10 protein-coding genes and 2 tRNA genes are annotated in these 11,674 nt (G+C 33.0%); 6 read left to right on the top strand and 6 right to left on the bottom strand.

The window, feature by feature from the left end:
• Positions 1–8: 8 nt before the first annotated feature.
• Positions 9–1,028 (bottom strand): hypothetical protein, encoded by a 1,020-nt coding sequence (locus tag VK164_RS06355; RefSeq protein ID WP_324208559.1) that lies wholly within the window; start codon positions 1,026–1,028, stop codon positions 9–11.
• Between the two features lie 99 nt (positions 1,029–1,127).
• Here VK164_RS06355 and proS point away from each other — a divergent pair, with 99 nt between their 5' ends.
• From proS to VK164_RS06325, 6 genes are all read left to right on the top strand, one after another.
• Entirely contained in the window at positions 1,128–2,606 is a 1,479-nt protein-coding gene (proS, locus tag VK164_RS06350) for a proline--tRNA ligase (protein WP_324208558.1), read from the top strand.
• A gap of 84 nt (positions 2,607–2,690) precedes the next feature.
• A tRNA-Glu gene (locus VK164_RS06345) sits at positions 2,691–2,762 on the top strand.
• A gap of 30 nt (positions 2,763–2,792) precedes the next feature.
• Positions 2,793–2,864, top strand: a tRNA-Glu gene (locus VK164_RS06340).
• A gap of 155 nt (positions 2,865–3,019) precedes the next feature.
• A complete protein-coding gene (gene rpsT / locus VK164_RS06335) occupies positions 3,020–3,271 on the top strand; it encodes a 30S ribosomal protein S20 (protein ID WP_073583040.1) in 252 nt (83 codons plus the stop codon).
• Positions 3,272–3,416: 145 nt separating this feature from the next.
• Positions 3,417–5,216, top strand: a complete 1,800-nt coding sequence (gene typA / locus VK164_RS06330) for a translational GTPase TypA (protein WP_324208557.1) — start codon at positions 3,417–3,419, stop codon at positions 5,214–5,216.
• A 45-nt stretch (positions 5,217–5,261) separates the two neighbouring features.
• Positions 5,262–5,693 (top strand): hypothetical protein, encoded by a 432-nt coding sequence (locus tag VK164_RS06325; protein WP_324208556.1) that lies wholly within the window; start codon positions 5,262–5,264, stop codon positions 5,691–5,693.
• Positions 5,694–5,753: 60 nt separating this feature from the next.
• Here VK164_RS06325 and VK164_RS06320 read toward each other — a convergent pair whose 3' ends face one another.
• The 5 genes from VK164_RS06320 to VK164_RS06300 are packed head-to-tail and all read right to left on the bottom strand — an operon-like array spanning position 5,754 to position 11,671.
• Positions 5,754–6,935 (bottom strand): peptidylprolyl isomerase, encoded by a 1,182-nt coding sequence (locus VK164_RS06320; protein ID WP_324208555.1) that lies wholly within the window; start codon positions 6,933–6,935, stop codon positions 5,754–5,756.
• Positions 6,936–6,945: 10 nt separating this feature from the next.
• On the bottom strand, positions 6,946–8,034 hold the full coding sequence (locus VK164_RS06315) for a peptidylprolyl isomerase (RefSeq protein ID WP_414655547.1): 1,089 nt from the start codon (positions 8,032–8,034) through the stop codon (positions 6,946–6,948).
• 9 nt (positions 8,035–8,043) lie between these two features.
• Positions 8,044–8,604, bottom strand: a complete 561-nt coding sequence (gene gldI / locus VK164_RS06310; protein ID WP_324208553.1) for a gliding motility-associated peptidyl-prolyl isomerase GldI — start codon at positions 8,602–8,604, stop codon at positions 8,044–8,046.
• On the bottom strand, positions 8,604–9,620 hold the full coding sequence (locus VK164_RS06305; protein ID WP_324208552.1) for a bifunctional oligoribonuclease/PAP phosphatase NrnA: 1,017 nt from the start codon (positions 9,618–9,620) through the stop codon (positions 8,604–8,606). The genes gldI and VK164_RS06305 overlap by 1 nt, the downstream gene beginning before the upstream one ends.
• 44 nt (positions 9,621–9,664) lie before the next feature.
• A complete protein-coding gene (locus VK164_RS06300; RefSeq protein ID WP_324208551.1) occupies positions 9,665–11,671 on the bottom strand; it encodes a choice-of-anchor L domain-containing protein in 2,007 nt (668 codons plus the stop codon).
• Positions 11,672–11,674 lie beyond the last annotated feature (3 nt).

Here is an 11,674-nt window from a genome sequence, read left to right as displayed (position 1 = left end):
TACATTGATTAACCTCTTCCACCTCTTCCTCCGCCAGAAGAACGACCTCCTCCTCCGCCAGAAGAACTTCCTCCAAAGCTTCCGCCCGAAGATGAAGAGCTACTTCTTGGAGAAGAGTAATTATTACTTCTTGGTGTAGAAGTATTTATGTTACTTCTTGGTTCAGAATAATTGTTTGTTCTAGGTGTGCCAGTGCTGTTTTCTCTTGGTGTATTTGTTCTTGGACTCGTTGTAGTTCTAGGTGTTCCGTTATTTTGTGATGATCTTGGATTTTGAAATGTGCCTCTTGGGTTTGAAGTTCTAGGTGTTCCATTGAAATTTGGACTAGTAGCTCTTCTTCCACCATTATAATTTGAGCTATTTCTTCCTCCACCATTATTGTAATATCCGTTTCCGCCTCTTGGTCCGCTATTGTATGCTACATTTCTTCCTCTATAGCCGTTCCAACCCCAGCCATTATTGTAGTAACCACCCCATCCTGGGCCATAATATCCATACCAACCATTTCCATACCAAGAATTCCATCCCCATCCCCAGTTAGGTCCGTACCAAGAATTCCATCCCCATCCCCAGTTTGCACCATACCATGAGTTCCATCCCCAGTTTGAGTATCCCCAATAAGGAGAATACCAATTGTTATATCCCCAGTTAGTGTTGTAGTAATTTATGGTTACCTCAGATGCATTATTACCCCATCCTGCGTAATTTTGATTGTTATATTCGTTTCTGTAAACACTAACTACTGTGTCTTGAGGTTCTTGCGATTGATAATTATCAACGTCTGTAAAATAGGTATAATCGTCCTGCATAGCTCTAAATTGTTGAGCATATTCATTCGATTTTTCTATATTTTGTTCGCTATATTTGTTTTCAACTTGGTCATTTGGTCGTTCAGAAGAACTGTAAACGCCATCATTATCATAATAAGATGAATTTTGATAGGAACCACATGAAGTAGCGAAAATTGCAACTAATCCCATCAAGGAAAAGGCAATATTTTTTGGATTAATAGGGTAATAAGTTTTCATAACTCTTTTTTTTATTGTTGGACACTTCAAATTTAACTATTTTTGCCAAACATTTTAGTTAAAATTTATACAAACAATTTTTGTGCCAAAATATTCATAATGAGCAAGAACTTAACAACAAGAGCGGAAGATTATTCCAAATGGTATAACGAATTAGTCGTAAAGGCTGATTTAGCGGAGAATTCAGGAGTAAGAGGGTGTATGGTAATCAAACCATATGGCTATGCGATATGGGAAAAAATGCAAGCCCAATTAGATAAAATGTTTAAAGAGACAGGGCATAGCAATGCTTATTTTCCACTTTTTGTACCTAAAAGTATGTTTGAAGCCGAAGAGAAAAATGCGGAAGGCTTTGCAAAAGAATGTGCTATCGTGACACATTATCGTTTAAAAAATGATGAAACTCGTCCGGGAAAATTAATGGTTGATCCAAATGCTAAACTGGAGGAAGAGCTAATAGTTCGTCCAACTAGTGAAGCAATTATTTGGTCAACCTATAAAGGGTGGGTGCAATCTTATAGAGATTTACCGTTGCTAATAAATCAATGGGCAAATGTTGTTCGTTGGGAAATGAGAACGCGTTTGTTTTTAAGAACAGCTGAATTTTTATGGCAAGAAGGGCATACAGCTCATGCAACTCGTCAGGAAGCTATTGAAGAATCAGAAAAAATGATGAATGTATATGCGGATTTTGTGCAAAATTTCATGGCAATTCCAGTGGTAAAAGGTTTAAAAACAGAAACAGAACGTTTTGCAGGAGCTGATGAGACATATTGTATTGAAGCTTTGATGCAAGATGGAAAAGCATTGCAAGCGGGAACTTCACATTTTTTGGGACAAAATTTTGCTAAAGCTTTTGATGTTAAATTTGCCAATAAAGAAGGAAAACAAGAACACGTTTGGGGAACTTCTTGGGGAGTTTCAACGCGTTTAATGGGTGCTTTAGTGATGACGCATTCTGATGATAAAGGTTTGGTTTTGCCTCCAAATTTGGCACCAATTCAAGTAGTGATTGTTCCTATATATAAAACAGATGAACAATTTGATGCAATTTCTGAACAAGTGAATTTGTTGACGGCCGAATTAAGAAAACTTGGTATTTCTGTAAAATATGACAATAGAGATACACAAAAACCAGGATTTAAATTTGCAGAATGGGAATTAAAAGGTGTTCCTGTTCGAATTGCTCTTGGTCCTAATGATTTAGAAAACGGAACATACGAAATCGCTCGTAGAGATAATTTGTCAAAAGAAGTTGTTTCTAAGGAGGGCGTGGCTTCATATATTCAAAACTTACTAGAAACTATTCAAAATGATATGTTTGCTAAAGCATTGGATTACAGAAATTCACATATAACTGAAGTCAATTCTTTTGAAGAATTTAAAGAGTTGTTAGAAACCAAAGGAGGTTTTTTGGCAGCACATTGGGATGGTACAGCAGAAACGGAAGAAAAGATAAAAGAACTAACAAAAGCAACTATTAGATGTATTGCTTTGGATAGAGTCGAAGAGGCAGGAAGCTGCGTTTTTACAGGTGCTCCATCAAAAGGGCGTGTGCTTTTTGCTAAAGCGTATTAAAAAAAAATAAAATTTTTTATTTTAGGTCTTGCAGGAATCAAAATTAGTTGTATTTTTGCACTCGCATTACAAAAATAATGTAATGGCCCGTTCGTCTATCGGTTAGGACGCCAGGTTTTCATCCTGGTAAGAGGGGTTCGATTCCCCTACGGGCTACATATTGAGATTAAAAAAGAATTGGTTAATGGCCCGTTCGTCTATCGGTTAGGACGCCAGGTTTTCATCCTGGTAAGAGGGGTTCGATTCCCCTACGGGCTACAAATTAGTTGTAAATAAGTTTTATAAAATAATAATTGGTGTCTCGGTTATTATTTTATTAGTTAAAACCAAAGTGATTGCAAACGTGATTGTGGGAGGTTTTTCTTTTTTAACTAGTAGTTTATAACAATTATTACAATTAAAAAAAGAACAAAATGGCAAATCATAAGTCTGCTTTAAAAAGAATTAGAAGTAACGAGAAAAAAAGAGTGTTGAACAGATACCAACACAAAACTACTCGTAATGCAATCAAAGCTATTCGTTTAGCTACTGATAAAGCTGAGGCTTCTGCAAAATTATCAACTGTAATTTCTATGATTGATAAGTTAGCTAAGAAAAATATCATACATGATAACAAAGCTTCTAACTTAAAATCTAAGTTAACTAAACATGTAGCTTCTTTATAGTCTACTGTTAGTAAAATATACTAAAGCTCTCATTTTGAGAGCTTTTTTTATATGTTATCACATTATTATTTTCAACTAATGTGTTGATTACTATAGTGTTTTTATAAAAATAAAGATTACCTTTGCACTTTCAAAAATAAAATAAATGACTTCTATTAGAAACATCGCAATTATTGCACACGTTGACCACGGTAAAACTACCTTGGTTGATAAAATTATGTACCACTGTCAATTGTTTCGTGAAAACGAAAACACGGGAGACTTAATCTTAGATAATAATGATTTAGAGCGTGAAAGAGGTATTACTATTACTTCTAAAAACGTTTCTGTAACTTATAAAGGAACAAAAATCAACATTATCGATACTCCTGGTCACGCCGATTTTGGTGGTGAGGTTGAGCGTGTACTTAATATGGCTGACGGTGTTTGTTTATTGGTAGATGCTTTTGAAGGTCCAATGCCTCAAACACGATTCGTATTACAAAAGGCTATTGATTTAGGATTAAAACCTTGTGTGGTTATTAATAAAGTTGACAAAGAGAACTGTACACCAGAAGAAGTACATGAAAAAGTATTCGACTTAATGTTTGAATTAGGTGCTACAGAAGAACAATTAGATTTTCCAACAGTTTATGGTTCGGCTAAAAACAACTGGATGTCTGATGATTGGAAAAATCAAACTGAAAACATAGAACCTTTGTTAGATATGGTTTTGGAGCATGTTCCAGCTCCTAAAGTTTCTGAGGGAACCCCTCAAATGTTAATTACATCTTTAGATTTCTCTTCATTTACAGGTCGTATTGCGATTGGTCGTTTGCAAAGAGGTGTTTTACGTGAAGGAATGAATATTTCTTTAGTAAAAAGAGATGGTAAAATAAGCAAATCAAAAATTAAAGAATTACATATTTTTGAAGGTTTAGGTCGTAGAAAAGTAGAAGAAGTTGTAGCAGGTGATATCTGTGCAATCGTAGGTTTAGAAGGTTTTGAAATTGGTGATACTGTTGCTGATTTTGAGAACCCAGAAGCTTTAACTTCTATTGCTATTGACGAACCAACAATGAGTATGTTGTTTACTATTAACGATTCTCCTTTCTTTGGTAAAGAAGGGAAATTTGTAACTTCTCGTCATATCAAAGATCGTTTAGCAAAAGAATTAGAGAAAAATTTAGCATTACGCGTAGCAGATACAGACAGTGCTGATAAATTCTTAGTATTTGGTCGTGGTGTATTACACTTGTCGGTTTTAATTGAAACCATGAGAAGAGAAGGGTATGAGCTACAAATTGGGCAACCACAAGTTATCATAAAAGAAATTGATGGTGTTAAATGCGAGCCAATTGAAGAATTAACTGTTGATTTACCAGAAAATCTTTCAGGTAGAGCGGTAGAATTTGTAACCATCCGTAAAGGTGAAATGTTGTCTATGGAGCCTAAAGGTGAGCGTATGATTATCAAATTCAACATTCCATCTCGTGGAATTATTGGATTGAGAAATCAATTGTTAACTGCTACGGCTGGTGAAGCTATTATGTCGCATCGTTTTATTGATTATCAACCATTCAAAGGTGAAATTCCTGGACGTTTAGGTGGTTCATTAATTTCTATGGAAAACGGAAAAGCAATTCCTTATTCTATTGATAAATTACAAGATAGAGGTAAATTCTTCGTTGACCCGAATGAAGATATCTATGAAGGTCAGGTAATTGGTGAAAATTCACGTGGAGATGATATGGTGGTGAATGTAACTAAAACTAAAAAATTAACAAACGTACGTTCTTCTGGTAATGATGATAAAGCAAGAATTATTCCTGCAATAAAATTCTCATTAGAAGAAGCTTTAGAATATATTCAAAAAGATGAGTATGTAGAAGTAACACCAAAGTCGTTACGTTTACGTAAAATTTATTTGAATGAAAACGACAGAAAGCGTTTCAAAATAGCATAATTTTTAAATCCCGATGAGAGTCGGGATTTTTTAGCATAAAGAAGAATGGAAATAAAATTAAAATATGGAATAGACAATTTGCTTTTCGGGATGAAAGAGCAAGATGTTACTAAAATTTTGGGTAAACCAGATACACAATATAAAGATGAAGAAGAAAATGTTGTGTTTATGTATAATGCTAGAAAACTTCGCTTGATTTTTTACAAAGAAGAAGCTTTTAGACTAGGATATATGACAACAACAAATCCAATTGTGAAGTTATTCAACACGAATTTAATTGGTAAAAATTGGAGCGATGTTTTTCCTATTTTAGAAAAGAATAAAGTAAAGCCTTTTGAAACGGATACTGTTGAAGGTATGATGAGTTACTTTAATGAAGAAAATTGGTTATTTATTCACGTAGATTATAATGAAATTGTGAAGATTGAAGTAGGAGCCGTTTTTAGTGATAAAGACGAATTTGACTGGAAGTTCTAATTAATCATTAGATATAAAAAAAGCCACTAAAATTAATTAGTGGCTTTTTTTTATGCTTAATTATTTAGTTTGAGATTCTAAAATTTCTACTTCAAAGATTAAGTTTGTATTTGGTGGAATTACTCCTCCAGCTCCTTTTTCTCCATAACCTAAATTTGAAGGGATAAAAAGCGTTAATTTATCACCGTATGACATCATGTTAACACCTTCTAAAAATCCTGGAATTAATCCACCTTTGTTCCCAAATTTAAAAGGGAATGGAGCGTATCCATTTTGAGCTGCTCTATTTTGATCAAATTTTCCGTACAATTTAGAAATATCTTCATAACTGCTATCAAACAAAGAGCCATCTTCAAAATATCCTGCATAATGAATATAAATATCTGTACCTTCAACAGGCTTTTTGCCATCTCCTTTTTTAGTTATAACATATTGTAATCCTGAAGGAGATTTTGTTGCAGTAGCTTTCATTGCATTAAATGAAGCTACTTTTTCAGCTTTTACTGTAACTAGTTTTTCTTCGATTACTTTTCTTTTTTGTGCTTCAAGTTCTGCTTGTTTTTTTTGCTTTTCAGCCGCTATTTCAGCTTGTAATTTTCTTGCAGCATCATTTTTAGTAGCTTGAATTTTATCGTTTTCTTCTTTTTTGCTAAAATATTCAGCAAAAACTTTTTCAGCTTTGAATTTCTTAGCTTCTTTTCCGTTTCTAATAATTACTACTGAATTAATTATATCACCTTGAGCTATTTTGTCTACAACTTCTTGTCCGGAAATTACGTGTCCAAAAACTGTGTGTTTGCCATTTAACCAGCCTGTTTCTTTATGAGTAATAAAAAATTGACTTCCATTTGTTCCAGCACCTGCATTTGCCATTGATAAAACTCCCGGACCTTCATGTGTTAAATCAGTAATTTCATCAGTAAATTTATAACCTGGATCACCAGAGCCATTCCCGTCAGGACAACCACCTTGAATCATGAAATTTGCAATTACTCTATGGAAGTTTAAACCATTATAATATGGTTTTCCTTTTTTAGCTTCTTTTACTTGTGTGTTAGTTCCTTCTGCAAGAGAAATAAAGTTAGCCACTGTGATAGGTGTCTTTTTGAATTCTAATGCTACAACAATTTTACCTTTTGATGTATTGATTTCGGCAAAAATTCCTTCTTGGTTTTTATCTTGAGCATATCCAAAGGTTGCAAATCCAAGGATTGCTAGTGTAATTTTTAATAATTGTTTCATTTTTGAGATATTATTTATTTGGTAATTTTTCTAAAAGTTCTACTTCAAATATAATATTAGCATTTGGAGGTATAACATCTCCACCACCTTGTTCTCCGTATGCTAAATTAGATGGTATATAGAAAACCATTTTGTCTCCAAAACTCATCATTTCGACACCTTCGTTGAAACCTGGAATAAATCTTAGGTTTCCAATAATTGATGGTATTGGAGAGTATCCATTTTGTGCAGCTCTACTAGGTTCGAATTTTCCAAATAGCTTTGCTGTTTCTTCATAACTTGTATCAAAAAGTTGGCCATTTTCTAAAAAACCTGCATAATGCACAAAAACATTTGTACCTACTGTTGGTTTTACACCAGTGCCTTTTTTAATGACTTTATATATTAAGCCTGATTGCGTTTTTGTACCTGTTACTTTTATCGTTTCAAATTCTTTAGCTTTTGCTTCTCTGATTGGTCTTGTTTTCTCTTCAGCTTCTTTTTGAGCTCTAGCTTCTTTGGCATAGTAGCTTTTGAAAGTTTTCACAGCATCAAATTTTTTAGCCTCGTTTCCAATTCTAACTATCGTAATTTTTTCGATTTGGTCTTCATTTTCAATAGTTTTTAGAATGTCTAATCCTTCAATTACTTCTCCAAATACACTATGCATATTATCTAACCAAGGTGTTTCCTTGTGTGTGATAAAAAATTGGCTCCCGTTAGTACCAGGTCCAGCATTAGCCATAGATAATATACCTGCTTTTGAATGTTTTAAATCGGGATGAAATTCGTCTTTAAATTTATAACCTGGGCCACCAGAACCATCACCGTTTGGGTCACCACATTGTGCCATAAAATCAGGAATTACGCGGTGAAATTTTAATCCGTCATAAAATGCCTTTCCTTTGAATTCTTCGCTTACAAAAGGGTTTTTACCTTCTGTTAATGTTACAAAGTTTGCTACAGTATTTGGAACTTTTTTATACTCCAATTTTGCAATCAAAGTGCCTTTTGAAGTTTCAATTTCGGCATATAATCCTTCAGCTAATTGGTCATGCGATTTTGAGCAAGAAGAAAGAAATGTAATTAAACTTAAGAATAAAATCGAAATGGGTTTCATTGTTTTCATTTATTTTTTTGCTTGTGTATCTAATTTAATATCGTTTAATGTTACTGTACAAATAAGTGGTTCGTTTGTTCCAATTTTTTTATCGTCACCATGATATCCATATGCCATATGAGAAGGAAAAAGAAAAGTAATAGTTTCTCCTTTTTTCATTAATTTAATTCCATCGCGCAATCCCATCATAATATTTTCCTTATCAACATAATAGATTTGAGGTTTGGTTTCTTCTTTGGTGTAAATTATGCGGCTTAATAAATCTTTTATTTCATAATCAAAATAAGCAATATCACCTCTTTTTGGAAATGCAGTGTTCTCTTCAAGTTTGGTCTCGTATTTATACCAATATCCTTTGTTTGAAGCTATATATTGTTTTAGTGTATCATTTTTAATAATTGAATCTATAAGCTTTTCTTCATTAGCAACTAATTTTTTATTTCTTTCTATAGACTCTTTGATAAAAGTTCCCGAAGAATGTGAAATAGGTTTACGTGCTTGTTGTTGTTTTGAACAACTTATGAGAGTTATTGCAATTAGAGCAATTAGTATGTATGGATGTAGTTTCATTACTTATTATTTTTTTCTGTTGCTAAAATAGCAATAAATTGTTGTACCGTCTCTTCAAGAGATAAAAAAGATTTTCCTCCTGCCGCATTGATATGACCGCCTCCATTGAAATGATTTCTAGCAAATTGATTCACATCAAAATCACCTTGTGAACGGAATGATATTTTTATAATTCCTTCTTCTTTATGTTCTATAAAAATGGCTGTAAAATCTATTCCTTTTATGCTTAAACCATAATTTACAATACCTTCTGTATCACCTTTTTGATGTCCAAATTCGTTTAATTCATCTTGACTTAAAGTAATGTATGAAGTTTTGTATTGGTCTAAAATTTTTAAATTTTGTAATGCTTTTCCAAGTAATAACAATCGATTATAACTAGAATTGTCGAATAATAAATTGTGAATTTCACTATTGTTAATTCCTTTTTCTATTAAATTAGCTACACATTTGTGAGTTTCACTAGTGGTTTTTGGAAAACGAAAACTTCCAGAATCCGTTACAATTCCTGTGTATAAACAAGTGGCTACCGTTTTATTTAATAAGTTTTCATAACCTAATTGATATATAAAATCATATACCATTTGACAAGTAGATCCATAAGAAGTATCTGAAAAAGTATAAGTAGCATAACCATCTGGCGATTGGTGATGGTCTATCATTATACTTGTTGCTGTAAGTGCTTTTAAAAGGTTTTCCATCTGGTCACCCATTCGATGCAAGGCATTAAAATCTAAAGTAAAAATTACTTCCGATTTTTCTATAATTGCTTTGCATTTATCAAAGCTACGTTCAAAAATTAATACTTTCTCACTTTCAGGTAACCAAGCTAAAAAATCTGGAAACTCGTTTGGAGCTATTACAGCTACATCGTGATGTAGCTGTTTTAAGACATGATATAATCCTAATGTTGAGCCCATAGCGTCACCATCTGGATTTCTATGTGGAATTATGGTAATTTTTTTTGGAGTAGCTAATGCTAATTTTATAGCTTCAATTTCGTGTATTTGCATCATACTGCGAATATATTATTTTGTAGGCTATTGTGCAATAATTATGCCTAACGTTTTAGCGTAAAATGACCTTTTACTGTTTTTTCATTGGTCAATTCAATAACAAACCAGTAATCAGAGCTTGGTAGTACGTTTCCATTAAAAGTTCCATCCCAACCGTCATAAATACTGTTTATTTGTTTCAATAATTTGCCATAGCGGTCAAATATTGAAATAGTACTATTTTCTAAATTGCGTTTTTGTAGATTTTTAATGTACCAAGTATCGTTAATTCCATCACCATTTGGTGTGAAGTATTTTGGATAGTTTAAAATGTAAAATGATTTAGAAACAATGCCACACCCTTTAGTGTCTTTAACAAAAACGGTATATTCTCCTTCATTGAGATTTGTAAAAAATGGAGAATTTTGAAAACTACTACCATTTAATGAAAATTCATAAATACCTAATCCAGAATAATCAACAGTCATAGTATTATTATCTGAAAAATCATTTATTATAATGTCGTTAATAGTAGCAATTCCTGATGCTGTAACGGTAAACGTTTTGGTCTTTGAGCAATTGTTTGCATTTGTAAGTGTAACAATATATGTTCCGGCTGTGTCAACAGTAATAGTTTGAGTATTTTCAACTGGAGTTGTATTCCATGTAAAGCTAGAAAAACCAGACCCCGCATTTAGAGTAATTGGGCTATTTTCACATAGACCAACTTCTTCATCAATAATTATTGTTGAAAATGTATTCACTACTAAATGCACTGGATAATCAGTATAACAACCTTGAATATTCATTATTCGTGCATAAATAGTTTGATTAAATGCAGTAGTGTTAGTAAAAGCATTAGGTAAAGCAGTTGTACTACTTGAATTTTCAAAAAATGAAACAGAGTAGTTTGTAGGTAAATTAGTAAATAAATTAGGTGTAATTGCGTTCAAATCAAAAACTGTTTTTCCGTCCTGATTACTATCTGCATCACATAACGTAAATGTATCTTGGTTTACAATAAGATTTGTAGCGTATTCAATTTTGATTTCACCAGTTGTTTGACACGATGTTCCATAATTAATTTCAACCGAATATTCTCCTTCTGAACTCACTAGATATGTTGGGTTTGTTTCACCTACTAATGCAATATTGTTTTGAAACCATTGGTAACCTGTTGCGCCTGTTTGATTGGCATTTAAAAGTAGTGTTTCGCTTTGACAAAGGGGGTTTCCAGTTGCAATTAATCTGTCTGTACCTATATCAATTCCAAAATTAAAACTTCCTCCGCCTAAAAAAATGGCTGAATCATATCTATAATTTCCTTCATCAGCTATTACTAATTTGATGTGATAAGTTGTTCCAGGAATTACATTTGCTTGTGCAGTTAACACTTTAGTTTGACCGTTAAAATTGGTGGGATGATTCGTACTATTGAAAGCATCAAAATATTGCTCGTTTTGAGCAGGACAACCTCCAGAAATCGCTGGATGAACTGAAGTGACTTTTACAGGAATAGTTGTGCCTGGTAAAACTGCTAAGTTTTGATAGGTTGTGGCACTTGCTTCTTTTAATAAAAATGCAAAGCCATCTGAATATTGGCAAGTTGCAGTGCCGTGGTATTCTTCAGAAGAAAAAATATAATCAAAACTAATAGTGCTTCCTAATGGTATAAAATCAAATTCTAAAACAGTAGCATTGATTGAGTTGCTAATGTTTAAAGCTTGATTCAAATCAGCATCACCATTCCAACCCATTCCATTACCATCGTCTGAAACAAATGAATTTGGACCAGGAGCATTATTTATTTTCCCAGTTGACAGAATTATTCCATTTTCAAAAGGAAATCCAGTTCCGCTTGCGTCAAAATAGCCATAGCTTTTTTCACCAGAGGTAAAGTTTCCACCAGAAACACTAAAATTAAATACGTTTGCACATGGACTATCGATTAAAACATTTTCAACTAAATATTGTGCGGAATAACCTTCATCAACAGAAATATATTGTGCTTTTCCAGACTGAAAAATCAATCCGAAAAGCACAATTATAAGGGTATTTATTTTTGTAATCATAGC

Source organism: Flavobacterium sp., from assembly GCF_035299005.1.
Lineage (GTDB): Bacteria > Bacteroidota > Bacteroidia > Flavobacteriales > Flavobacteriaceae > Flavobacterium.
This window is presented reverse-complemented; position numbering and strand designations above follow the sequence as displayed.